This is a genomic window from Polyangium sorediatum (genome assembly GCF_029946465.1).
GTDB lineage: Bacteria > Myxococcota_A > Polyangia > Polyangiales > Polyangiaceae > Polyangium > Polyangium fumosum.
In genome coordinates this window covers 1-23,704 of record NZ_JARZHI010000102.1, presented here as the reverse complement: position 1 = coordinate 23,704, position 23,704 = coordinate 1, and the positions used below count along the sequence as shown (strand labels likewise).

Below are 23,704 nucleotides of genomic sequence, written 5' to 3'. Positions count from 1 at the left end.
CCCTACGCCCCCGGCTCAAGCCACCCGCTTCCTCTTCGCCGCCGCCGCTTCCACGATCCGCTGCACCTCCTGGAGGTCCACCGGCTTCGTCAGGTGGTAATCGAATCCCGCTTCGCGCGCTTGCCGCCGGTCTTCGTCCGTCCCCCAGCCCGTCAGCGCCACCAGCACCAGCCGGCCGAAGCCCTCCTCGGTCCGCAGCCGTTGTGCCACCTCGTATCCCGTCATTCCCGGAAGCCCGATATCCAAGAAAACCACGTCCGGCTCGAACGCGCGCGCGGCGACCAGCGCCGAGGGGCCCGTGTGCGCCACTTCGGTCGTGTGTCCCGAGAGCTGCAAGAGCTCCGCCAGGCTCTCCGCGCCGTCGACGTTGTCGTCTACCACCAGCACCTTCATGCCCCCGGCCGCTCCTTTGCCCGGCAGGTCGCCGCCCGAGCCCTTGGCGGGCGTCTCCTCCGCGACCCCGAGGGGCAGGCGGACCGTGAAAATCGAACCTCGCGACGGACCTTCGCTCGTGGCTTCCACCGTCCCCCCATGGAGCTCCACGAGCCGCCGCACCAGCGTCAAACCAATTCCCAGGCCTCCCTGCGCTCGGTCGATCGAGCGGCCCACTTGCGTGAACATGTCGAACACCTTCGTCCGCATCTCCGCCGGGATGCCCACGCCGGTGTCCTCCACCCGCACGACCATGTGCGCGTCCTCCTGCACCGCGACGAGCCGGATGCGGCCCCCCGCCGGCGTGTATTTCGCCGCGTTGTTGAGCAGGTTCGCCAGGACCTGCGCGAGCCGCGTCGGGTCCGCCGAGAGCCATAACGGCTCGGTCGGGAGCGACACGGAAAACGCGTGCCCGGCCGCCTCGATGAGCGGGCGGCTCGTCTCCAGCGCGCTCTCCAGCACCGCGCCGAGCTCCACCCGCTCCTTGCGCAGCTCCACCTTGCCGCGCGTGATGCGCGAGACGTCGAGGAGATCGTCCACCATACGCACCATGTGCCCGACCTGCCGCTCCATCATCGCCCGGATGCGCTGCCCCTGCGCCTCGTCGCGGGCCATTTGCAGGAGCGACAGGCCCGTCCGGATGGGCGCGAGCGGGTTGCGGAGCTCGTGCGCCAAGGTCGCCAGAAATTCGTCTTTGCGCCGGTCCTGATCTCGCAATTCGTCGTAGAGCCGCGCGTTCTGGATCGCCACGGACGCGATGTGCGCGAGCTGGATCAAAATGGCCTCGTCCTGCTCCGTGAACTCGCCATCGTATTTGTCGGAGAGCTGGATGAAGCCGAGGTTTTTCCCGTTCCGCCCGATGAACGGCGCCGCCAGCCAGCCTCGCAGCGGCGGGTGCCGGCCCGCCTCACCGCTGAAGTTTCGCCATGCTGGGTGCGACACGAGCTCGGCCTGCGTGAGCCGCATCGGGCGGTTCGTCTGGCTGACGAGCCTGTAAATGCCCTTGCCCGTCGGCACCACATCGTACGTGCGGAAGGCCTCGTACTTCGACGACAGGGACGTGGCGCTGACCAACAAGGACCCGTCATTGGCGTTGATCAGGGTGGTGACCGACTGGTGCGCGCCGATGATGCGCCGCGCTTCCTCGGTGATCACCCGGAGCACGCTGTCGAGCGAAGCGGACGCGTGGATCGTGAGGGCCGCGTCGGCCACCTGTTCGAGGAGCCGGGCTTGCTCGCGCTCGCGTTCGAGCAGCCGCGCGAGCCGATCCTCGTGGTGCTTGCGGGCCGTCGCGTCGACCGTCACCCCGTCGAAGCGCTTCGCCGCCCCGTCCGGCCCGTAGGCCGTCCCGCCGAGCGCGCGGATCCATTTGATCGCCCCGGTGTCCGGATCGACCGTCCGGTAATCGGTGTCGTACGGCGTTCCCTTGTCGATCGACGTCTCGATGGCCTGCCGCGTCCGCGCCCGATCGTCCGGGTGAATGCGCTCGTAGAACGTGTCGATCGTCACGCGGGCGTCGGGCGGGAGCCAGAAATGTTCCTTCACGCGCTCGTCCCAGCTCAGCTCGCCAAACGGCAGATCACAATGCCAGAAGCCGATCCCGGAGAGCTCGACCGCGAATTCGAGGCGCTCGTCCCGCTCGCGCAGGCGTCGGACCGTTTGGGCTCGTTCGAGGGCCTCCCAGCACTGCCCCACGACGAGCCGGACGAGGTCCACTTCCTCGGAGGTCCAGTGCCGCGGACGCGCCTGGTCGACGGCCATCGCCGCGATGAACTTGCCAGCCTTGTGCAGCGGGACGCCGATGGCGGCCTGGATGCTCGCCGCCCGATACGCGGAGAGGTCGCTCCCGGCCCGCGGGTCCTGATCCACGTCATCCATCACGTACGGCTGGTTCGCCCGCATGGCCCGCTCGAACTCCAGGCCGAAGCCGGCCACCGGCCAGCGCCCCACCAAGCTCGGGAGGCCCCGCGCGTAATCGTCCGTGACCACGAAGGTACGGTCGTCCTCGACCTCGGCATACACGCAGCGGTCGGCGTCGAGGTGCTCGGCCAGGTGCCGGGCCGTGGTGGCCATGATCTCGTCCGCGTCCGTGAGCGGCTGCGTGGCGGCGGCGAGGTCCGCGAGGAACCGATGCCGGGCTTCGCTCGCGCGGAGCGCCTCGTTCGCGCGTTTTTGCGCCTCGGATACGGCGAGGGCTTTCGTCGCGCTGGCGGCGAACCGCGACAAACTCGTGAGGATCCGGGCATCCTCGCGATCGAATCGGCGCGTCTCGCTCCGCGTGAACACCCAGACCGTACCGACGGGTTTGTCGCCGTCGTGGAAGGGGACGGTCAGCGCCTCGACGACGCCGAGGTCGGGCACGCCTTTGGCCGTGAAGTGGCGGGCGGGGTCGCGAAAGAGCAGCGCGGCGTTGTGGGCGACGACGACGCCGCAGGGGCTCTCGAAGCGGGGCATCACCGTGCCGAGGAGGTCCACGTCCGCTCCCGCGAGGGCGCGCCAGCGGAAGACCTCCTCGTCGCCTTCGGTCTCGAGGAGGCTCACGCCGGCCGCGTCGGCCTGGCAGAGGGAAAGGGCGAGCTCGACGAGCTTTGGGAGAATGGCCTCCGGGGGCCCGGTCAGCGCCTCGGCGAGCTCGACGAGGGCGCGGTTCTCGGCCGCGTGATCAGGCTGCCTGGACGGGCGACGAGCGAGTTCCTCCTGACAATCTTGCAAAAAGTCCCCTCCGTACGAGGGGACCAACGGTACACGCATGACCCTGATCCGTGGGAACCCCGAATGGAAAGCCAGCGTAACTGACCTAACGGTTCGGGGCAATGAGGAGGGGAGCAAGGCGGAGGTTAGGGGATTCCCAAGGGCGCGCGCTCGGGAACCCCGAGCGACAACCCGCCGCGACCGGTTGCCATCGGCGGTGGGAACCGGTTCCCACCGCCCGGCGCGCGACCGCGTGAAAGTACAGGTATTTCCGTGTGGCACGTGCCCTGCTCGGAGGGAGCGCGGAGGCCATCCATGACCCTTCGATCGTTTGGTTCCCGTGTCGTGTTGCTCCCCCTCGTCCTCGCCCTCGTCCCCGCGTGTGCGGTCGAGGTCGTCTCCAGCGGAGGCGCCGCGCCGGCGGAGGGGAGCTCGTCCGGCGCGCCCCAGCCCTCGACCGAGCCTTCAGCGGCGTATCCGGGCCATGGATTCGTCGTGCACGAGTGGGGCACCGATACCGTGGTCGTGGGCTCGGACGGCTCGCTCCAGCGTGGATTGCACCACGAGGAGGAGGACCTGCCGAGCTTCGTCTATGACCGCATCCGCGCCGGGACCCTGCCGGAGGCGACCTCGGTGCACGTCAAGATGGAGACGCCCGTCACGTACTTTTACTCGGACAAACCAATGCAGGCGCGCGTGCAGGTGGCGTTCCCGAGCGGGGTGCTCACGCAATGGTATCCCGCGGTGGCGAGCTTCTATCCGTGGGTGGCGAAGGCGAACGCGGCGCCGAACCTCCTCGCGGACGCCGATCCGGTGCTCGATCCGAGCTTTCCCTGGAGCGGTCCCACCTGCCAGGAGAAATACGGCATCGTCGGGCAGGGGCTGCTCGACTGGGGCGAGGTGGAGATCCTGCCGCGCGGGGCCGACGTGGAGCTGCCCGAGGCCTCGCTCGACGCGTTCACGTGGAGCCACGCGCGCGCCGTCGACGCGAATGCGGTGCGCGTGACGGCCGTACCCACGGCGAGCGGCGCGCCCGAGGCCGAGCGCTTTCTTTTTTATCGTGGCCTCGGCAACCTCACGCCGCCCGCGCGCGTGACCGCGGCCGCGAGCACGGTCCGCGTCGAGAACACCTTGCCCGACGCGCTCGGGGCGCTCTTCGTGGTGAACGTGGGCGAGGCGGGCGGCGCGTTCTCGGTGGTCCCCGCGGGCGTCTCGCCTGGCCAAACCGTGGATCTCGAAGCCCCGGCGCTCGCCGCGGCCAAGACGCTCGATGTGTTCGTCGAGGACCTCGGCGCGTCCATCACGACCGCGCTCGACGGCGCCGGGCTCTACCACGACGAATCCCTCGCCATGGTGGCCACCTGGAAGCGGCAATGGTTCCGCACCCCGGGCCTGCGGGTGTTTTACCTCGCGCCACAGACCTGGACCGACGCGACGTTGCCCCTCACGGTCGACCCGGCCCCGGACCACGTGACCCGTGTCATGATGATCCGCGTCGAGGTGATCACGCCCGACCTCGAAGAAGGCGACGTTGCCGCGGCGAAGGGCCTCGCGGATCCGGCGACCGAGGCCGCGGCGAAGGCTCATTTCCTCGGCCTCGGAAGGTTCGCCGAGCCACGCCTGCGCCGCGCCCTCGGCCTGCTCGCCGAGCCTTCCTGGGGCGAACCGTTCCTCACGGCGGTGACCTCGGCCGAGACGCGCGCTGCGGTTGGCGAATGAGCGGATAGACTCGAACGCCATGGGACGACGCGACCGAGATGCACGGCTCGTGCATGCCCGTTATGCGGCGGGCGAGCCGCTCGGGCGCGGCGCGCAAGGGATCGTGCTGCGCGTGGTCGACCGGGAGGACCCGGCCCGCGCGCTCACGGCGAAGGTGTTCCGGCCCGGCGCGTTCGAGCCCTCGGCCTTGCTGGGCGAATTTGCGTTGCTCTCGCGGCTCCGGCTGCCCGGGATCGTGCGCGCGCACGACCTCGGCCACGACGAGCGGACGGGCGCGCCCTTCCTCGTGGAGGACTTCGTCCCGGGGCTCGACGCGGCGACGTGGGTGCGGGGCGCGCCGAACGACGCGGATCGTAATGTTCGGCTGGCGGACCTCTGCGCGGGCGTCGCGGCCACGCTCGCGGCGCTGCACGACGCGGGGTTTTTGCATGGGGATCTCAAGCCGGCGCACGTGCGCATGCGGCCCGAGGGGCGCGGGGAGCGGCCCGTCCTGCTCGATCTCGGCGCGGCGGTGTTTTTCCGGGCCCGCGCCCCGGGCGCGCCGGCGGCGGGCTCGCCCGGGTATGCGGCGCCGGAGGTGCTGGCGGGCGCGGCGCCGACGATTCGTTCGGATCTGTATGGCCTCGGCGCGCTCGCCTGGGCCGCGGCGACGGGGGCGCCTCCGCCGCCGGGAACCACGAAAATGCGGCTCTTTTCCTTGTGCCCGTGGCTCCGGCCGACGCTCGCCGAGATCGTGGAGGCGCTCGTGGAGGCGCACCCGCTCGATCGGCCCGAGGACGCGCGCCGGGTTTTGTCGTCCCTCGGGGCCTCGGCGATGCGTGCGGGCGAGCGGCTCGGGGCGCCCCCAACCCCGGTCGGCCGGGAGGCGGAGATCGCCGCGCTCTCCGCGCCGTCGGCCGCGCCCGTGCGGTACGTCGTGGGGCCGAGCGGGGCGGGGAAGAGCCACCTCGCGCGGGAGCTCTTGACGCGTACGCTTTGCGCAGGGCGAGCCGCGCGGCTCGTCGTGTTGCCCATCGAGGTGGGCTCGATCCTGCCACGCTTGATCGGGTTTTTCCGCGGAATGGACCCCACGCCGCCGCTCGCGGCCGCGGCGGAGGGCGGGGCGGCGCTTCTCTTGATCGACGGGCTCGAATCCGGTCCGCCCGAGCTCGCGGCGGCGCTCGACGTGTATCGTTGCCGCGGAGCCCGCGCGCCGGGGCTCGACGTGGTGGTGACGGCGCGCGCCGCGCCACCGGGCGCGGACGTGCTACCGATCGAGCCGCTCGTGGGGGAAACGTTTGTCGCGTTATGCCATTCGCTGGGGTTGTCGGATCCAGCGGCGATGGAACGAGCACAGGCGGCTTCGCAGGGGTTGCCCGGCTGGCTCTTGGCGTCGCTCGGGCGCGTGCCGCTCGAACGGGACACGGCGCTCGGGCGGGCGTCGGGGTTGTCGGTCGGGGCGAGGGGCGTGCTCGCGGCGATCGCGCTCTCGGCCGGGGGAATGTCCGAGGGGGCTTGTCATGCCATCACGCGGCGCCTCGGGGGCGAGGGCGCATCCCTCCTCGTCGAGCTCCTGTCGGCGTCCTTGATCGGGCGGCGTGTGTCCGGGCACGTGCGGTACGTGCTCGCCTCGCCTGAACTCGGGCCCGATCTCGCGGCGGCGCTCGCCACGCCGGAGCTCGTGGACCTCACGGCCGAGGTTTGGCTCGGCGAGCCCGACGCCGACGCCGCAGCCTTGCTCTCCGTCGCAAAGGCGCCGTCCGCGGCGGCCCTGCCGGCGCGGCGGGAGGCGCTGCTCGCGCGGGCAGCGCAGGCGGCGCGGGAGACCGGGCTGCTTTCGCTCGAAATCGACGCGCTCCTTCTGCTCCTGCAAACCCCGGCGCGACGCACGCCGGCCTCGTTGTGCCGGCTGGAGCGGCTCGTCCGGGACGCGGGGTTGCCGGGGGCGCATCCCGAGGTGCTGCGCTGGCTCGACGAGGCGGCCTTGCAGGACACGAGCTTGCGCTCCCTCTCCTTGCGGCGGCGCGCCGAGCAAAAGGCCCGTGTCGGGGAGGCGGCGGAGGCGCGCGCGCTCGCCGAGGAGGCGCTCGTGGCGGCGCGGCACACGAACGACAGGCAAGCCGAGGCGTTTGCCCACGGCACGCTCGGCCTCGTCGCCCTGTTCTCCGCCCATTCCACGGACGCGGCCGAGCACCTCGCCCGCGCGGAGGAGTTCCTCGACGAGCGGGGCTCGGACGATCCCGAGGAGCTCGCGCGGATCCACCACAATGCGGGGGTCGTCGCGCTGTATCGGAACCGGGCGGATCAGGCGATCTCCACGTTTTCGCGGGCGCTCGGGGAGAAGCGGCGCCTCGGGGATCGCGCGGGCATGCGCTCGTGCCTGATGAACCTCGGCATGGCGCTCGGGCGCGCAGGGAGGCACGCCGAGGCGGAGGCGGCGCTCGCCGAGGCGACGTTGCTCGCGCGAGCCCTCGGCCAGGAGGCAGGGCTCGGCTGGTGCCTCTTCGCGCGGGCCGAGCTCGAGGTGCGTCGGGGCCAATTCGCCGCAGCGGCGCCGTTCGTCGCGGAGGCGTGGGCGCTCGGCGTTTCGGTCCCCGCGGTGGTGCGGGCCGATCTCTCGATTCTGCGCGCGCGGATCCGGGCCCGCGCGGGCGACGGCGCGGGCGCGCTCGTGGCGCTCGGCGAGCTTGCGGCCGATGCGCGGGCGCGCGACGCGCTCGTCGACGTGCGGGCGTGCCTCGCGGAGGTGGAGGCGCGGCTCGCGACGTTGCCGGCGGAGCCACGGCGCGCGGCGCGGATCGCGATCGGCGCGCTCCGGCGCGCGCGTGCGGCCAGGCTCGTGGAGGGCGAGTCCGAAGCGCAGGAGGCCCTTTTTCGTGCGCTCGCGGCGCGGCGGCCCGTTCGATATGCTCCGCGCATGGCGGCGGAGAACGCGGGGGACGACGACGCGCTGTGGGATTTTCTGGCCGGCGTGGCGCGCGGGTCCGAAGGCGAGCTCGGCCTCGATCTCGCGCGGCGTATCGTGGCGCGCGCGGGCGGGGAGCGGGCGTTCGTGGCGCTTGTCGACGGAGCGCGGATCGGCTCGGTCCACGGCGCGGATCTAGACGGTCTTGCCCTCGCGGAGGCCGGGCAACGGCTCGACGGGGTCCTCGCGCGGGAGGCCCTTGGCAGCGCGGAACCCTTGTATCAGCGCGACATTCCCACAGCGGGAGGCCGGGGCGCGCGGCTCGTCGTCGCAGGGCCCGAGGGGCCCTTGGGGAGCGCGATCGTCGTCGTCGAGCATCGCTTCCGGCCCGGCGCGTTCGACCACGTGACGGCCGCGGAGGCGCGTCGATGGGGCATTCTTGCGGCGCTCGTCTTTCGGATCTCGACGGCCGCCGAACCGGACGAGGAGACGGTCGCCCCGCACCCGGCGGCGCGAAAGGAGCCTGGTTTGGCCGGAATGCCCGCGGCCGAGCCCCCGGGCGCGACGACGCTGATCCCGATCTCCGGGCCGCGCCGCAGCATTCGGGGGATCGTGGGGGATTCGCCGGCGCTCACGCGCGCGCTCGGGAGGCTCGAAGCGGCATTGCCGGGGGACCTGCCGGTCCTCGTCGTGGGCGAAACCGGCGTGGGGAAGGAGCTCTTCGCGCGGGCGCTCCACGACCTCGGGCCGCGGGCGCGCGGGCCCTTCGTCGCGATGAATTGCGGCGGCATCCCGGACACGCTCTTCGAGGCGGAGCTTTTCGGGCACGCGCGGGGCGCCTTCACGGGCGCGGACCGGGCGCGCATGGGGCTCCTCGTGCAAGCGAACGGCGGGACGCTCCTGCTCGACGAGATCGGCGAGCTCTCGCTCCTCCGGCAGGCCGCGCTCCTGCGGGCGCTCGAAGCGCGGCGGTTCCGGCCGATTGGCAGCGATGAGGAGCGCGCGTTCGACGTGCGGATCGTGGCCGCGACGAACCGCGACCTCGAAAAGGCGGTCGCCGACGGCAGCTTCCGGCAGGACCTCTTTTATCGATTGAACGCGATCACGATCCGCGTCCCGCCCTTGCGCGAGCGCGCCGAGGACGTGCCGCTCCTTTGCCGCGCGTTCCTCCCGGGCGCGACGTTCGCCGACGACACGCTCGCCGCGCTGTCGGCGCATCCGTGGCCCGGCAATGTGCGCGAGCTGCGCAACGTGATGGAGCGTCTCGGCGCGCTCGGCGCGTCGCGGATCGAGCGGGCGCACCTGCCGCGGGGGATCCGGGGCCGGGGCGCGCCGGTCCCCGAGGTGGACGAGCGCGCGCCGATCCGGCGGGCCCTCGCGGAGACGGGAGGGAACATCAGCCAGGCGGCTTCTCGGTTAGGTTTGTCGAGGCAGGGGCTCAAGAAACGAATGGTGCGGCTCGGGATGCGCGAGCCGGCCCCTTCGTCACGGAAAAAGCTCGCGTAGGTGGTGGGCGTGATGGGCAGGAATGAAATGCGGCGATGGCTCGGGGTTCTCGGGGCGGTTTTCCTCGCGGGGTGCGGCGCGGAGGCGGAGGGGACGGCGCCCCTCGGTTGCGCCGCGACCGCCGTCGAAGGAATCGAGGTCGCGGCGACGGACGGCGCGGGGGCGAGCGGGTACACGCTCGGGTATGCGCCGCACGCGATGGCCGGTTGCCTGCTCGTATACGTGCATCCGGACGGATCGCTGCGGGCGCGGGATCTCGCGCGGGGCACGGAGGAGACGCTCGCGGCAGCGGCGGAGGCGCCGCGCAGGCCCACGGCATTCGGGGGTGTCGTGGCGTGGGAAGCCGTGGAGGCGGGGCGACGCGTGGTGCGCGTGCGCGTGGAGGGCGCGACGCGGACCGTGACGGGCGATTTTGATCACGCGGGAGAGCCACGCGCGGCGGGGGACGGGGTGGCGTTCACGGGCTGGCGCGCGGTGGACGAGGCGGGGGATACGGACGTCTTCCTTTACGAGCCGGGAAAAACCTCGGCCTCGGTCGTGGCGAGCGGGCCGGGACAGCAGCGGTTCCCCGATGTCTCGGGCACGCACGTGGCGTATGCCGATTTCGCGGAGGACGTGGATGGCCGATTCGACGAGAATGAGACCGACGCGGCGGACGTGGTGGTGATGGAGCGCGGGACGGGGAAAAGGACGCGCCGTACGCGGCCAGGAAAACAAGCCTTTCCGCTGCTCGGCGCGGATGGGCGTGTGGTCTACCTCGAATGGGGGCCGCTGCACCCGGAGCCGAAGTTCAGCGCGTACACGCTCGTCGTGGGGGATGTGCGCGAGGACGGCGAGGCGGACGTGGCGGTCGTGGACATCGAGACCGCGCAGCCCTACGTGCGGCCGACGGCGCGGGGGGCGTGGGTCGAATGGGTGCAATGGCGCAGCGGCGGACCCGCCACGCTACATCGACAGCCCGCCGATCTCGCGGCGGATGCGACGGTGGTGACGGGCATGCAGGGCGGTGAGCTTCACGCGCCGGTGGCGGGGGAGGGGATGACCCTGGTGGCCGCGCGCGGGGTGGGTGGCGCGATGGTGATCCGCGCGGCGGAGCGATGAGCTTCAGCGCCGGGTTTTTCGGACGACACCATTGAAATCATCGTCGACGTATTTTTCGGTCCAGTAGACGCAGGTCGCTCCGAGGGCGACCTGGTCGGGGGATCCGAGGGCGCCCTCGACGAGCCGCGGCGGGGCGCTACCGTCGAGTGGAACGGCGAACAGGCCTTGGGGGCCCTCGCCTTTGGCGTCCCCGGAGCCAAAAAAGACCTCGCCTTTGGCATCCACGGCCACGTCGTTCGGATACGCGAGGCCGTCGGCGAGCACCTGCGGCTCGCCGCCATGGGCGTCCATCGAGACGATCTCCCCGTCGTGGCTATGGGCGAAGACCACGCGCGTGCCTACCCGTGACAAACCAAACGGCCACGCCAAACCGCCCAGGAGCTGGACCGCCTCGCCGCCCTCCTTCGGGACCCGCCACACGCCGCTGTCGTGGTTTTCCTTGCCGTTCAAGAATCCGACGGATCCGGTCCAGTACACATATTTTTCGTCGAAGGTGATGTCAGCCACGCCGCCGGGGGATTCACCGAGCACGACGGTCTCGCGGGTCGTGAGATCGAGTCGGAGCACCTGCCCCGGGCTCTGGAGTTTTTCGTACGTGACGAGCTCGCCTACATAGACGTATTTCCCGTCGACGGCGATCGCGTTCGGGGAGGCGAGCCCCACGAGCAGGTCCTCCATCGTCCCGTCTTCGAGCGAGAAACGTGTGACGCGGCCGTACCCCGAATGGCTGGCCCAGTAGAGCGCCCGATCCGCATACACGATTCGATTCGGCGCGCAGAGCTCGCTGGCGAGGACCACGGGCTCGCCGCCTGCGAGCGAGACCGCAACCACGACCCCGTCGCAACCGTAGAGATCGCCCCCATCCGTGAAAAAGAGGTTTCCTTCGCCCAGCGCGAGGCCCGCGGGGTCGGGAATCGTGGCGATCGTGACCGCCTCGCCCGGCGCGCAGGTGTCCTCCTCGGCCGGATCTGGAATGTGCTCGATCGGCGGCGTGACGTGCGCGGATGAATCGACGGCGACGCTCGGGCCGCATCCCGCCGCGCCAATCAGCGATATGACCAGCAGGGTTTCGCGTATCATTTGTCTTTCAAGGAAGTACGACATGGCCTTATCCTCGGGCCGTCTCCCCGGAGAAGCCATGCCCTTCCGACCCGATCCTACGTTTTATCCGTCGCCGCGTATGGCCATGGACGCGCCGCGCGAGCGGTTCGCCTACGTCGCCGCCCCGGACGCGAACGCCGTGCTCGGACGCCCGAACCCGCTCCGCGACGGCCTCGCCACGGTCGACCTCGATCCGCGGTCGCCCACCTACAGCCAGATCATCGCGCTCGCCGAGGTGCCGAACTTCGGCGACGAGCTGCACCACTCCGGCTGGAACGCGTGCAGCGCCGCGCTCTGCCCGTACGCGCCGCACCCCCACGTCGAGCGCCGTTACCTGATGCTGCCGGCCCTGCGCTCGTCGCGCATCTACATCTTCGACACGAAGGCCGATCCGCGCAGGCCCAAGCTCGTCCGCACGATCGAGGCCGACGAGATCGCCTCGCGCACCGGCTACTCGCGCCCGCACACGCTGCACTGCGGGCCGGACGGCATCTACGTCTCGGCGCTCGGCAACCCCGCGGGTGAAGGCCCCGGCGGCATCTTCATGCTCGACTGCGAGAGCTTCGACGTGCTCGGCCGCTGGGAGATCGACCGCGGCCCCCAGTACCTGCACTACGATTTCTGGTGGCACCTCGGCCACGACACCCTCATTTCGAGCGAGTGGGGCACGCCGAAGATGATCGAGGACGGCGTCGTCCCCGAGCTGCTCCTCGGCAAGAAGTACGGCCACCGGCTGCACGTGTGGGATCTGCGGCGCCGCAAGCACGTCCAGGCGCTCGACATCGGCGACGAGCACCAGATGGCCCTCGAGCTGCGCCCCGCGCACGATCCCACGAAGGCCTGGGGCTTCATGGGCGTGGTCATCAGCGTCGCGGACCTCTCGGCCTCGGTCTGGCTCTGGTACCGCGAAGGCGAGCGCTGGGCGATCAAGAAGGTGATCACCATCCCGGCCGAGCCTGCGTCCGCGGACCAGTTGCCGCCGCTGCTCAAGGGTTTTGGCGCGGTGCCGCCGCTCGTGACGGACATCAACCTCTCGCTCGACGACAAGTACCTCTACGTGTCCTGCTGGGGCACGGGCGAGCTGCGCCAGTACGACGTGTCGAACCCGCACGAGCCGAAGCACGTGGGCTCGGTGCACATCGGCGGCATCGCGCGGCGCACGCCGCACCCGCGCTCGGGCGGGCCGCTCACGGGCGCGCCGCAGATGGTCGAGGTGAGCCGCGACGGCAAGCGCATCTATTTCACGAGCGGGCTCTACACGACCTGGGACGAGCAGTTCTATCCGGACGGGCTCAAGGGCTGGATGGTCAAGGTCGACGTCAAGGAAGGCGGCGGGATCGCGCTGGATCCTGACTTCTACGTGGACTTCGGGCCGCGCCGGGCCCACCAGGTCCGGCTCGAAGGCGGCGACGCGTCCTCGGATTCGTTCTGCTACCCGTGACGAGCGCCTGGCCCTGGATCACGCTCGCGCTGCTCGGCGCCTACCACGGCTTGAGCCCCGGCATGGGCTGGCTCTTCGCGGTGGCGCTCGGGCTGCAAGAGAAGAGCGGCAAAGCGGTGCTGCGTGCGCTCCTGCCCATCGCCGTCGGCCACGCCGCGAGCGTCGGGCTCGCGGTGGGGCTGCTCGCGGCGGGCAAGGCGAGCATTCCGACGGGCATCCTGCCGTGGATCACCGGCGGTGTGCTCGTGGCCTTCGGCATCTTCAAGCTCGTGCGCCCGCGCCACCCGCGCTGGGTGGGCATGCGCGTGAATGCACGCGACCTCGTGGTGTGGTCGTTCCTGATGGCCACGGCGCACGGCGCGGGCCTCATGCTCCTGCCGGTCTTCGTGCTCGGCGAGGACAACCCCGCGCCTTGCCACGGCCCCTCCTGCCACGACGCCGCGGGGATCTCCCTGTCGAGCCCCAGCGGCTACCTGGCCGCGATCTTCCTGCACACCCTGGCCATGCTGGCCGTCTCGGCGCTCGTGGCGCTGGTCGTCTACTACAAGGTCGGGCTGGCGATGCTCCGGCGCGCGTGGTTCGACCTCGATCGGGTCTGGGCCGGCGCCTTGATCCTCGCGGGCGTGCTCGGGCTCCTGCTCTGAACGGCGCGCCGGAGACTGGAACAATGTTCTAGAACGTTGTTCCAGTCCTCGGCTACCTTCCGTCCATGGAGACCGTCGTCGTCACGGGGGGAAACCGGGGCATTGGGCACGCCGTGGCGCGGGAGCTTGCCCTGCGCGGGTGCCGCGTGGTGCTGCACGCGCGGGACCGGGCGCGCGGCGAGCGTGCGCTCGACGAGCTGCGGGGCGTGGGGCCCGGGGAGGTCTCGCTCGTCACGGGGGACCTCTCCACGAAACGTGGCATTCGCGCGACCGCGGACGCGATCCTCGCGGCGTGTCCGCGCATCGACGTCCTGATCCACAACGCGGGGCTCTGGCCGAGCGAGCGGATCCTGAACGAGGATGGCCTCGAGATGGCCTTTGTCGTGAATCACCTCGCGCCCTTCCTGCTGAATCATTTGCTCGAAGCGCGGCTCGTCGAGGGCCGGAGCCGCGTCGTGCAGGTGAGCGCCGGCCTTTACGTGAAGGGGCGCCCCGATCTCGAGAAAACACCCACAGGCGAAGACTTTCATCCGCTCGGGACCTATCCCACGACGAAGCTCTGCAACCTGCTCCTCGTCCCGCGGTTCGCCGCGCGGTGGAGAGATCGCGGGCCGACGATCCTCGCGCTGCATCCCGGCGTCATTCGCACGGGGCTCGGCGATCGGAAGGGGATGCTCGGTCGATTGCTACGCGTGGTGAAGCGGCTCTGGAAATCCCCCGCGGAGGGCGCGCAGCCCGTCGTGAAGCTCGCGCTCGATCCGGCGTTCGAAGGCGTGACGGGCAAGTACCATCACCTCGACGTGGAGACGCCTCTCCATCCCGTCGCGCAAAACGAAGCGCTCGCGGCGGGGCTCTGGGCGCAGGCGCAAAGGCTCTCCGGCCTCGACGAGGCAGGCTGATGGCGCCGAAGCAGAAGCGCGGCGAGGACACGACGAAGCGCTTGCTCGACGCGGCGCTCGACGTCTTCGCGAAAGGCGGGCACGAGGCCTTCACCGTGCACGCCGTCGTGGCCACGAGCGGGGTAAGCCTCGGGAGCTTGTATCACCATTTCGGCAATGCCGACGGCCTCGCCGCCGCGCTCTATGCCCGTTGCATGGGCGCGCTGCTCGACGACCTCGTCGCCTCGCTCGAAGGCGTCCGCGGGGCGCGCGCCGGTGTCGCGGCCCTCGTGCAGGCCTACCTCCGGCATACCGCCGCGCAGCCGGCGTCCGCGCGCTTCGTGCATGCCTCGGCGTATGCGAGCTTCCTGCCCGCCCACGCGGCGATGATCCTCGCCTCCAAGCAGAGCCGCCTCGCCGCCATCCTGGAGTGGCTTCGGCCGCACGTGAAAGCCGGGCGCATCGCGCCGTTGCCCGAGCCCTTGATCGAGATGCTGGTCATCGGCCCGGTTGCGGAGACGTCCCGGCGCTGGCTCGCCGGCGCGCCCGAGATCGACCTCGATGAGGCGGCGCGGGAGCTGCCCGAGCGCATCTGGCAAGGGCTGCGTCGCCCGTCCCGGCGCCGGCCGGCGGGCGTGCGGCAAAAGACCCGGCGCAAGCGCCCCTGACCGGGACCCACGAAGAAGCGCTCGCCCCTTTCGCGCGCTCTTCGTACACTGCGCGCCGCGTGGAGGTCCTTTCGCTCTGCCCCTTTCGCGCCGGGGCCTTGATCTGGCAGGCTGCGCCGGGCGCTTATTCGCTCACGGTGATCGTCAAGGCGACGTTCACCATCGTGCCCGGCGGAGAGGCGTCCATCGCCGAGACGCAGGTGCCCGTGACGACGCTCGCCGAGGGCGGCGCCGAGGATCTCTCACCGCTCAAGCCTCGCGTGGACGTCCTGGTCCAAGGCGCCGCCGACCCCGAGGCGCGCGTCGCCGTCGAAGGCGCGAGCCTCCTTGCCGGCGGACCCGTGTCCCCGCAAGCGCCGTCGCGCCGGTTGCTCCTCGGCGACGAGGCGTACGCCTGGGCGCAGGGCGTGCTCGGCGGCGAGGCGCGCTCTGCGGGCCCGCCGCCCGAGGGGTTCGACTTTGCGTTTTTCCAGTGCGCGCCGCGCGAGCAGCGGATCGACCTGCTCCGCAGCGCCGCCTCCATCGGCATGGACCGTGTCCTGCCCGCGCCCGGCCGGATCGAGACGCGCCTGCCGCAGCGTCGCCCCCACGCCTTCCGCGTCGATCCGAAGGGCGGACGCGTGACCGAGATCGTCCTCCGCTGCGACACGCTCTGCATCGACGCCGCGGCGAAGACGATGGTCCTCACGTTCCGCGGCGTGGCCGATCTGAAGAGCGGCGCCGAGGCCGACGTGGGCAAGATCGTGGTCGCCGCGCATCCGGAAGGGAAGCGGATCCGCGCCGAGCGGATCGATCGGTTCCTTCGCCTCGGCGAGTCGCTGGAGGAGGACGTCGAGGCGGGCCTGAACCTGCTGGAGATGCGGCACGACGCGGTCCTCATCGCCCCGAAGAGTGGCGACACGATGGTGCTGCCGGAGCGGGTGGAGGCGCCGCCGATCATGTTCGTGGATCCCGCGCCGCCCGACGTCTCGCAGCGGCAACGCACGCGCACGCTCCCGCTGCCCACGGATCGCGACGAGGTGGGCCTGTCGAACCCGGCGGCCGCCTTGCCGTTCCGTCGCCCCGAGGATCCCATCGCGGCGCCGCCGCTCCCGCCGCCGCCCATGTCGCCGCCGTCGCCGAAGCTCATCGCGGAGCCGCTCACCGAGGACACGACGCTCGACCTGCCGAAGGCCGAAGCGCCACCGTCTTCGCGCGAGATCGGCCGTCGGGTCGAACCGCTGCCGAACGCGCCCGCGCCCCCGCCTTCGACGCGGACGCCTGCCGTGCCGGCGATCAAGCCGCCGATCAAGCCGCCTGCGCCCCTCGGCCCGCGCCTCGGCAAACCCACGGGCCCGAGCGCGGGCCCTCCGCGGCCCTCACCGCCGCGTCCGGGACCAGTGCAGGGGGCAAAGGTCGCCGCGCCCGCCGCCGTGCCCGCGCGTTTGTCCGCACCCGCCGCCGTTTCCGCGCCCGCCGCCGCACCCGCTTCCGCGCCCGCTCCCGCTTCCGCTTCCGCTTCCGCTCCTGCCGACGCTCCGCCGTCGAGCTCGCCAAAACCCTTCGAGCCCGCCTCGATCCCCCTCGAACGGTGCGCCACGATCGCCGCCGAGCTGCGCCATCGCCCCAACGGCCGCGACGCGCTCCTCGCGCTGAACGCTCTCTCCACCACGTCCTGGGCCTCCGTGGAGCGACACTGGGCCGACGCGATGGCCCAGGAAGCCGCGCAGGGCCAACGCCAGCTTCTGCTCGTGTACGACGCGGCCTACCACGCCACGCAGGAGCGGCTCGGCTTGCGCGTCGGGCTCGTCGAGCATGCGCGGCTCCAGGTCGCCGCCGAGCGCGGGACGACCGCGGAGGTCCTCGCCGAGCTCGGGCTCGAGGCTTCGGATCAGGCGCGGCTCGGGAGAGTGTGGACGCAGCGGTTGGTCGACGACCCCCGCCTCATGTCGAAGCTCGCTGCCGCGATCGGCGCGGCGCGCGTTTCCTGATCAGGAGCCCTCGGCGGCCACGCTTTGTGGCTCGGCGCGCGCGGCCGAGGCGGTCGAGTGGTTCTTCTCGGCCTGGTCACGCACCCCCGTCACGGCCTTGTCCGCGGCCGTGCAGAGCTCCGGCGTCACCACCGACGAGGGCACGGGCATCTTCGGGTCGACGAGGATCTCCAGCTTTACGATGGTCCGCTCCCCGTCCACTGCGCGCAGCTTCCACGTGGCGCGGAAATCGTCGACGTTTCCACGCTCCATCCGCGCCGTGATGCGCTCCTCGTTCCCGACTTTGACGGGCTGCCCGATCTTCGTGACGACCCAGACCGTCGCGGCGCCGTGCAGGATCGGCACCTCCAGGTACACCTCGCTCACGCCTTTCGTGCGCGAGAGGAGCTTGCTCTGCTTGAAGGGCTTGATGACCTTCTCGTAGTGCCGGTAATCCGTCACGATCCGCCGCACCTCGTCGATCGGCGCGTGCACCAGGATCGCCGCGCCGCCCGTGTCGATCGAGCTCTCCGGGTCCGTCGTCTTCTGCGAATACCGCTGCGCCTTGCCGCGGGCCTCGAGCCGCGTGGCTTCCTCGTCGCCCGCGCGCGCGACGTTCGGCGCGGCGCTGAGGGTGGTCAGAGTCGTGAGCAGCGCGAAGGCGAGGTGGCGCAGGCGAAGCGTCATGGGTGTCTCCGGAAAACGACAAGGGGGATTCCTTGTCGTCGTCGACATCCCGAAGTGCAGGAGCCATGCCGTCCGCCCCCGAGGATCGGGGACACCCGCCAAATCCGCAGGATCTCAGGTGGTCGCGCCGCGCGCGGCCGTGTGAAGCTTGCGGAGGCGTGACAGTTCGTTCACTCCCGGCCTGCCGGCGGTGCCGGGGAGGCGGGCGTCGGCGGCGCAGGCGTCGAGGGGGGCGGCGCCGCTTCTTTGCTCGTGCGCGTGTCGGCCTCGTCGAGAGGGGCCATCTTGCAAGTACCGTCGAACTGGACGCCGCGATCGATGAAGATCGCCGGCGCGTGCAGCGCGCCCGTGACCTTGGACGGAGCGTAGAGCTCGATGGCGGTGCGCGCGCGGATGCTCGCGGAGACCTCGCCCCCGGTGACGATGCAGGCGCCGACGAGGATGTCGCCCGCGACGTGGGCGCCGTCGCCGATGACGAGCACGTCGTCGCCGCGGATCTCGCCCTGGAAGTCGCCGTCGAGGCGGACGCGGCCCTCGAAGTAGAGCTTGCCCTCGAAGCGGGTGCCACGCCCGAGCAGGGCGTTGATCTCCGTGGGCCGGTGCCCGGCCTGTGCGCCCGAGGCCTCCACGCGCTGCGGCGAGTCGTCCTGTCCGGAGAGCGGCTCCATGCCTCGTGCCTTACTCCACCCCCGCCCCCAAGAGCAACCGTCCCGAGGGGGACCCGGACGGTCCTCCACCGAAATCAGGGCCGGCAGGAAGCGCTTCCAGGGCTGGCCGGAGGCGGGGAGCGGGCCAGGGGATTTCCCCGGCCCGCGTGGCTACGCCGTGCCGCCGGGGCGGCAGCCGATCACGGCTTCGTCGAGGGGGCGACCTTGCGCTCCATGCACTCCCTGCAGCACTTGCAGTCCTCCACCACCGGCTGCGCCGGCTGCTTGCTCGCGCAGATGACCTCCTCGAGCAGAGCCTGGAAGCCCTGCAGGGTGTCCTCGTGCGTGAAGGCCTTGCCGCCGGTCTCGCCCGCCACGCGCGCGAACTCGGCCTGGTTGGCCTTGCGCGTCTTCTCGTCCGCCCCGCTCTTGGCCAGGTAGGTGTGCACGCGCGTGCTCCCGGCCTTGGCGACCTCGATCGCCTTGTTGGCGGCGGCGATATCCTCGGCGTCGACGTTGTCGCCGCCCTCCATCCCCTCGTCGCCGAGGAAGAGGATCGCGCGCTTGGCGTTCGGGCGCCAGTCGTTGTGCGTCACCACGTCCTCGATCGCGCGCCCGCCGTCCTCCTGCGCGCCGCCCGATGCCACCGTGCCGCGCTTGCGCCCGCGCATCGCCGACTCGGCGACGCCGAGCTTGGTGAGGTGCTCGCGGATGGTCGTGCGGAACAGCGAATCGGAGAACTTCCCCTCGATCCCCAGGTAGGTGACCTTGAGGTCCGACGGGCACTTCGACTTCGCCGTCTCGATGGCCGCGCTCACCGCGTTGCTGAGGCTCGTCGCATCGGGCTTCATCGACGTGCTCGAGTCGATCACGATGACCAGGTCGACGAGGGGGACCGCGGGCTCCGGCTGCTGCTGGACCTGGCCCGGGCGGCAGATCCCGGGGAAGACCAGCGTGCGCCCCTCGTTGCCATGCTCCTTGTCCTCGGAGCGGTGCGTGGTCACCGGCCCCGGCTTGGTCATCGTGGCGTTCCCCGCGGTGATGCCGCTCGCGCCGCCAGGGATCGTGAACGCATTGATGGCGAAGCGCGACGGCTCACCGTCGGCCCCCCGCTGGAAGTTCATCGAGAGCAGCTCGTTGAGCCCGAGCGAGCCCACCATCGGGTCGTGGTACCAGAACTCGGTGAGCTTCGTCCCCCGCCCCAGCCCGCCGATGACGTGCGCGATATCGACGGGGTACTCCTCGCCCTTGTAGGTGAAGCACCCGCTGCCGTACACCGAGCCGTCCGGGTTGAGGACCTTGAAAGAATACGTATGCGCCGGCTTCACGATTGGCTGGAGCTTGGCAATGATGTCGGCGCTGTTCGAGCCGTTCTCGGCGCTGACGAACCTCGTCACCAGTTTGCCGCCCTGCATGAAGCCCTCGATGACCAGCGCGTACTCCTCGCCGTTGATCTCGACGGTCTCCGGGGACCGCAGCGTCGGCAGATCGACCAGGTCCTCGGGCGCCGGCCCCACGTTCGGCGTCTCGTTATGGTGGAACGTGAAGCTGAAGTCCCTCGCCAGCACGCCGCCCTCGAACGTGACGTGGACCTTCAGGCTGACGTCGAACTGGTTGGGGTTGAAGGCGTAGATCGGGAAATTCTTGTGCGTGAACGTGCCGAGCACGAACGTCGTGCCGTCGAGTGGCACCTCGACGGTGCGGCCCGCAAAGTGGTACCCGCTTTTCCCGGCGCCGCCGGCGGGCACGCCCCACGTGATGTGCTGGGTGCTCACCCCGCCGAGCCCGGGCGGCGAGATGCTGATGGCCGTCCAGGCCCCCGACGTGACTGCTTTGGTCATCTCAGATTTTCTTTCTCATCGGTGATAGCTGGTCGCCGTTGAGGCGACGCGAACGCAATGCACCTGCCGCACCAGCGCGGCATCTGCTGGTGCCCTTGTAGGTAGGGGCCTGGCCGGGCGCTATAGGACCTTGGTCCTACAGCGTGGGAATTTCAATTCGGCGCGGCCAGGTCTCGGGGGACGCGGGGGATAGGGCATCGGTCGATGCGCGGAGTGCGGCGGACCGATGGGGTCCGACAGAGCGCCGTACGTTTCGGCGCTCTAGGACTTGATGAGCGAGCGCACCTCGATCTCCAAGTTTTGCTCCTCGGCGACCACGTCCATGGCCTTGCGCACCTTGCTCACGCCGACCGACTGGGGCACGTCGATGCGCGCTTCCATGCGGAAGAGCTGCGATCCGGTGACGGGCGCGGCGTACGCGGAGGCCTCGAGCGAGACGATGTTCACGCCCGCGTGGGCGAGGGCCCGGGCGACGGCGCGCACGATGCCCTCGTGATCGAGCGCCTCGGCCGTCACGGCGCAGGGGATCGTGGGCGCGCGGCGGTGCTCCTCGGGTGCCTTCGTCCGGCGCGCGACCACGGTGAGGCCGGTGCTCTTCTGGAGGTCGCCGAGGTCCTTCTCGATGGCGTCCACGGTCTCGGGGGCGCCCGAGGCGAGCAGGAGGATGCCGAACTCGGCGCCGAGGATGGCCATGCGGCTGTCCTCCACGTTGCCGCCGTGCTTGGTGAGGTACTCCGTCACTTCCGCGACGAGGCCCGGTCGATCGGGTCCCAGGCAGGACAGGACCACGTACACGTCTTGTTGCGTCATGCGGCGCATCCTAGTCAATCGCGCCGGGGACCGCGAGCGCGCTCGCAACGAGGTGCGCGACCCGGACGGGCTCGGGGAGGCGGCCGTGGACGGCGAGCCGCCGGATCACCGCGGTGGCCTCTTCCATGCGGAGCCCCGCGCGCTGGATGAAGAGGTCGGCGCACGGCTCCATGGGCCCGGCTTTCTCGATGAGCTTCCATTTGCGAGCGCCGCCCGGGACCTTTTCGAGCAGCGCGTGCCGCACGGCCGGGACGTTCGGCGCTCGCTTCGACACGACCAGCACGGCCATGCCGAGCTGCTCGGCGAGGGCGTGGAGGTCGACCACGTTGAAGCCGGCGAGCGCGATGCCTTCCATCATCACGAGCCGGGTATGCGCGGCGAAACGCGAGCGGCTGATCATCGCGGCGAGGGCGTCCGTGGCGTTCGCGCCGTCGCGCCGCACCTTGGAGGAGAGCACGCCTTCGAGGCGGGTCCCGGCAAACGCGACGCCCACGATCGGCACGTCGCCGCGGTGCGCGCGCGGGAAGGGCGCGTCGTCGACGCCGATGACGTGGGAGAAGGGGCTCATGGGCCCGAGGGGAGGGTCAAGTCGTTCGAGATGTCAACCGTCTCAGGGCGTGACGGTGAGGACCGGCAGCTTGGTCGGGTCGAACCGGAGGCCCGGATTGGAGCCCGCGCCGTCCATGTCGCAGTAGGTCCAGCGCCCGCCGTCGAGGCTCACGCGATAGGTGTAGCGGTAGGTGCCCGCGGCCGGAGCGGTGAACGAGCCCTTGTACTCGTCGTCATTGCCGTATTGCTGGTTGAACGAGGCCGGGAACCACTGCCAGCCGCTTTGGGTGGTGGGGTTGATGTTGGCCGGGCCATACCCGATCTCGGCCTTCACCGTGGTGCTCGCGCCGGCCGGATTCGTGACGTTCGCCTCGTAGACGCGGCCGTAGACGAGCGGCGTCGTCTGGCCGGCGGCCACGGTGACGGACAGCGGGAATTGCAGATTGCAGTAGTCGATCTCGGCGGGCAGGTCGGACTCGTTGACGGTCGCGTCTTCGGCGCCGCAATCGCAGACGTGGGCCGCGCCGAAGCTGCTCCGCGGGGCGACGTCGCCGACCACGAAGTCGGCCTTGCTGTTGCTCGTGTCGGTGCAACCCTCATCGAGGCGGAGGAGCGATTTCGTCGAACCGGTCGGCGCCGGCGCGGGCGTATAGTCGTCCTCGTCCTCGTACTCATAGCAACTCGCGGAGGGCCCATAGCCGATGAGATCGACGAGCGATGCGTCGCCGATGGGGCAATCGCTGCCCACCTGCGCGGAGCTGTTGAAGAGCGCCATCTTGCCGCTGTTGCCGTAGATCTGGACGTTGCTCGTGAGGTCATACGGCACCGGCAGGAAGGTCCCATAACCCAGGGGCCCGGCAGCTAGCTGGATCAGGAAATAACCGCCGGGCGGAATGGTCATGCTCAGGGACGTCGGGTATTGGAAGAGCCCGTTTCCGGCCGCGAATTGCATGGTCCAGTCGGTCAGGCTCACCGGCGTCTTGCCACGGTTGTGCAGCTCGATGAAATCGTACAAGAACGGCGCCAGGTACTCGCCTCCGTTACCGTAGACCTGGCTTATCACCACGGAGCCGATGCACGAAGGCGGCGGCGCGCCGGTCGAAAAGCCCGTCATCTGCGTGAACGCCGCGCCGAGGGCATTCCCATTCGGGTCCTGGGCCGCCGTGGTCACGCGCAGCTTGTACGTCGTGCCGTACGAGAGCGCCGGCGCCGGGACGAGCGTCGCGACCGTGCCGCCGCCGGACATCGTGGGCGCCTGGGCGGCGAAGCTCAGGCACGAGGCGAAATCGTCGGTCGAGAGCTGGATCGCGCCCGTGCAGGGCCCGATGTCCGTCTGCGCGCCGAGCGTCGCCGGGTTCATGGGCCTCGTGAACGTCACGGCCACCGTCGCGCCCGTGGCCACACCCGTCGCGGCGTCGGCCGGCGTCGTGCTCACGACCGAGGGCGCCAGGCAAAGGCCGTCGATGCACGCGGCGGTCTGGCAATCGGCCGCCATGAGGCAGGTCTTCCCCGAGGCGCAGGGCAAACAGGTCGCGCCGCCGCAATCGACGTCCGTCTCCGCGCCGTTCTTCACGCCGTCGTCGCAGCTCGCCGGCTGGCAGACGTGACCCATGCACACGCCGCTCGTGCATTGCGCGCCGGTGTTGCATTCGACGCAGGCCCCGCCGCCGTCGCAGCGCTGTCCGCCATTCTGGTTGCAGGCCGTGTCCACGGGCAGGGGCGGGTGCGCGGGGAGGCCCGCGTTGCACAGGTCGCTCGTGCAGACGTTTCCGTCGTTCGGCGTGTCGCTGGCGTCGACTGCGCTCGTCGTATGGCCCGCGCCGTCGCATTGCTCGACGCGGCAATCGCCGGCCTGCTGCGTCGGGGTGGGTGTCCCCGCGGCCACGAAGGAAGTGCCACACGCGCCGGCCTCGCAGATGGCCATGGCGCACGGGGTACCGGGCGAGGGGCAATCGGCCGAGGTCACGCACATCGGGTTGCCGCCGCCCGCGCCACCCGCGCCGCCGGCCCCGCCCATGCCGCCCTCGCCACCGGCCCCGCCCATTCCACCGGAGCCGCCCGCGCCCCCGCTGCCGCCTGCGCCCCCGCTGCCGCCCGCGCCTCCGCTGCCGCCCATGCCTCCGCTTCCGCCCGCGCCCCCGCTTCCGCCCGCGCCC

General features: G+C 70.9%; 16 protein-coding genes. 8 read left to right on the top strand and 8 right to left on the bottom strand.

Annotated features, from left to right (window positions below):
- Positions 1 to 15: 15 nt before the first annotated feature.
- Complete coding sequence (locus QHF89_RS46295) at positions 16 to 3,183, bottom strand: hybrid sensor histidine kinase/response regulator (RefSeq protein ID WP_136973051.1); 3,168 nt, start codon at positions 3,181 to 3,183, stop codon at positions 16 to 18.
- A gap of 255 nt (positions 3,184 to 3,438) precedes the next feature.
- Between QHF89_RS46295 and QHF89_RS46290 the strand changes: the two genes are divergently transcribed.
- The 3 genes from QHF89_RS46290 to QHF89_RS46280 are packed head-to-tail and all read left to right on the top strand — an operon-like array spanning position 3,439 to position 10,333.
- Entirely contained in the window at positions 3,439 to 4,842 is a 1,404-nt protein-coding gene (locus QHF89_RS46290) for a hypothetical protein (protein ID WP_136973052.1), read from the top strand.
- Between the two features lie 19 nt (positions 4,843 to 4,861).
- Positions 4,862 to 9,232, top strand: coding sequence for a sigma 54-interacting transcriptional regulator (locus tag QHF89_RS46285; protein WP_136973053.1), 4,371 nt, complete (start codon positions 4,862 to 4,864; stop codon positions 9,230 to 9,232).
- A 12-nt stretch (positions 9,233 to 9,244) separates the two neighbouring features.
- Positions 9,245 to 10,333 carry a TolB-like translocation protein gene (locus QHF89_RS46280; protein WP_284721844.1) on the top strand — a complete coding sequence of 363 codons (1,089 nt, stop codon included), beginning with the start codon at positions 9,245 to 9,247 and terminating at the stop codon, positions 10,331 to 10,333.
- Positions 10,334 to 10,336: 3 nt separating this feature from the next.
- Here QHF89_RS46280 and QHF89_RS46275 read toward each other — a convergent pair whose 3' ends face one another.
- Positions 10,337 to 11,437 (bottom strand): SMP-30/gluconolactonase/LRE family protein, encoded by a 1,101-nt coding sequence (locus QHF89_RS46275; RefSeq protein ID WP_136973055.1) that lies wholly within the window; start codon positions 11,435 to 11,437, stop codon positions 10,337 to 10,339.
- A 34-nt stretch (positions 11,438 to 11,471) separates the two neighbouring features.
- On the opposite strand from QHF89_RS46275, the gene QHF89_RS46270 reads away from it, so the two are divergent.
- The 5 genes from QHF89_RS46270 (at position 11,472) to QHF89_RS46250 (ending at position 17,035) form a co-directional block, all read left to right on the top strand.
- Positions 11,472 to 12,875, top strand: a complete 1,404-nt coding sequence (locus QHF89_RS46270; protein ID WP_136973056.1) for a selenium-binding family protein — start codon at positions 11,472 to 11,474, stop codon at positions 12,873 to 12,875.
- Positions 12,872 to 13,519 (top strand): hypothetical protein, encoded by a 648-nt coding sequence (locus QHF89_RS46265; protein WP_284721843.1) that lies wholly within the window; start codon positions 12,872 to 12,874, stop codon positions 13,517 to 13,519. The genes QHF89_RS46270 and QHF89_RS46265 overlap by 4 nt, the downstream gene beginning before the upstream one ends.
- A 65-nt stretch (positions 13,520 to 13,584) precedes the next feature.
- Complete coding sequence (locus QHF89_RS46260; RefSeq protein ID WP_136973057.1) at positions 13,585 to 14,418, top strand: SDR family NAD(P)-dependent oxidoreductase; 834 nt, start codon at positions 13,585 to 13,587, stop codon at positions 14,416 to 14,418.
- Positions 14,418 to 15,065 carry a TetR/AcrR family transcriptional regulator gene (locus QHF89_RS46255; RefSeq protein ID WP_136973058.1) on the top strand — a complete coding sequence of 216 codons (648 nt, stop codon included), beginning with the start codon at positions 14,418 to 14,420 and terminating at the stop codon, positions 15,063 to 15,065. The genes QHF89_RS46260 and QHF89_RS46255 overlap by 1 nt, the downstream gene beginning before the upstream one ends.
- A gap of 59 nt (positions 15,066 to 15,124) precedes the next feature.
- Entirely contained in the window at positions 15,125 to 17,035 is a 1,911-nt protein-coding gene (locus QHF89_RS46250) for a DUF2169 domain-containing protein (protein ID WP_136973059.1), read from the top strand.
- Here QHF89_RS46250 and QHF89_RS46245 read toward each other — a convergent pair whose 3' ends face one another.
- From QHF89_RS46245 to QHF89_RS46220, 6 genes are all read right to left on the bottom strand, one after another.
- A complete protein-coding gene (locus QHF89_RS46245; protein WP_284721842.1) occupies positions 17,036 to 17,701 on the bottom strand; it encodes a type II toxin-antitoxin system RatA family toxin in 666 nt (221 codons plus the stop codon).
- Between the two features lie 170 nt (positions 17,702 to 17,871).
- On the bottom strand, positions 17,872 to 18,369 hold the full coding sequence (locus QHF89_RS46240; RefSeq protein WP_136929108.1) for a bactofilin family protein: 498 nt from the start codon (positions 18,367 to 18,369) through the stop codon (positions 17,872 to 17,874).
- 179 nt (positions 18,370 to 18,548) lie between these two features.
- Positions 18,549 to 20,189 carry a choice-of-anchor K domain-containing protein gene (locus QHF89_RS46235; protein ID WP_136973061.1) on the bottom strand — a complete coding sequence of 547 codons (1,641 nt, stop codon included), beginning with the start codon at positions 20,187 to 20,189 and terminating at the stop codon, positions 18,549 to 18,551.
- Between the two features lie 261 nt (positions 20,190 to 20,450).
- The gene (locus QHF89_RS46230) at positions 20,451 to 20,999 is read right to left on the bottom strand and encodes a glycine cleavage system transcriptional repressor (protein WP_284721841.1); all 549 of its coding nucleotides are present in this window, start codon (positions 20,997 to 20,999) and stop codon (positions 20,451 to 20,453) included.
- A 10-nt stretch (positions 21,000 to 21,009) separates the two neighbouring features.
- Positions 21,010 to 21,567 (bottom strand): endonuclease dU, encoded by a 558-nt coding sequence (locus QHF89_RS46225; RefSeq protein WP_136973063.1) that lies wholly within the window; start codon positions 21,565 to 21,567, stop codon positions 21,010 to 21,012.
- A 42-nt stretch (positions 21,568 to 21,609) separates the two neighbouring features.
- Positions 21,610 to 23,704: Ig-like domain-containing protein (locus QHF89_RS46220; protein WP_284721840.1), on the bottom strand; the 2,095-nt coding region annotated here is incomplete at its 5' end.

Bases quoted from the DNA above. Each gene is read 5' to 3' on its own strand.
- QHF89_RS46235 (WP_136973061.1), bottom strand. From the start codon at position 20,189: ATGACCAAAGCAGTCACGTCGGGGGCCTGGACGGCCATCAGCATCTCG.
- QHF89_RS46260 (WP_136973057.1), top strand. From the start codon at position 13,585: ATGGAGACCGTCGTCGTCACGGGGGGAAACCGGGGCATTGGGCACGCC.
- QHF89_RS46270 (WP_136973056.1), top strand. From the start codon at position 11,472: ATGCCCTTCCGACCCGATCCTACGTTTTATCCGTCGCCGCGTATGGCC.
- QHF89_RS46280 (WP_284721844.1), top strand. From the start codon at position 9,245: ATGGGCAGGAATGAAATGCGGCGATGGCTCGGGGTTCTCGGGGCGGTT.
- QHF89_RS46255 (WP_136973058.1), top strand. From the start codon at position 14,418: ATGGCGCCGAAGCAGAAGCGCGGCGAGGACACGACGAAGCGCTTGCTC.
- QHF89_RS46240 (WP_136929108.1), bottom strand. From the start codon at position 18,369: ATGGAGCCGCTCTCCGGACAGGACGACTCGCCGCAGCGCGTGGAGGCC.
- QHF89_RS46245 (WP_284721842.1), bottom strand. From the start codon at position 17,701: ATGACGCTTCGCCTGCGCCACCTCGCCTTCGCGCTGCTCACGACTCTG.
- QHF89_RS46225 (WP_136973063.1), bottom strand. From the start codon at position 21,567: ATGAGCCCCTTCTCCCACGTCATCGGCGTCGACGACGCGCCCTTCCCG.
- QHF89_RS46295 (WP_136973051.1), bottom strand. From the start codon at position 3,183: ATGCGTGTACCGTTGGTCCCCTCGTACGGAGGGGACTTTTTGCAAGAT.
- QHF89_RS46230 (WP_284721841.1), bottom strand. From the start codon at position 20,999: ATGACGCAACAAGACGTGTACGTGGTCCTGTCCTGCCTGGGACCCGAT.
- QHF89_RS46285 (WP_136973053.1), top strand. From the start codon at position 4,862: ATGGGACGACGCGACCGAGATGCACGGCTCGTGCATGCCCGTTATGCG.
- QHF89_RS46290 (WP_136973052.1), top strand. From the start codon at position 3,439: ATGACCCTTCGATCGTTTGGTTCCCGTGTCGTGTTGCTCCCCCTCGTC.
- QHF89_RS46275 (WP_136973055.1), bottom strand. From the start codon at position 11,437: ATGTCGTACTTCCTTGAAAGACAAATGATACGCGAAACCCTGCTGGTC.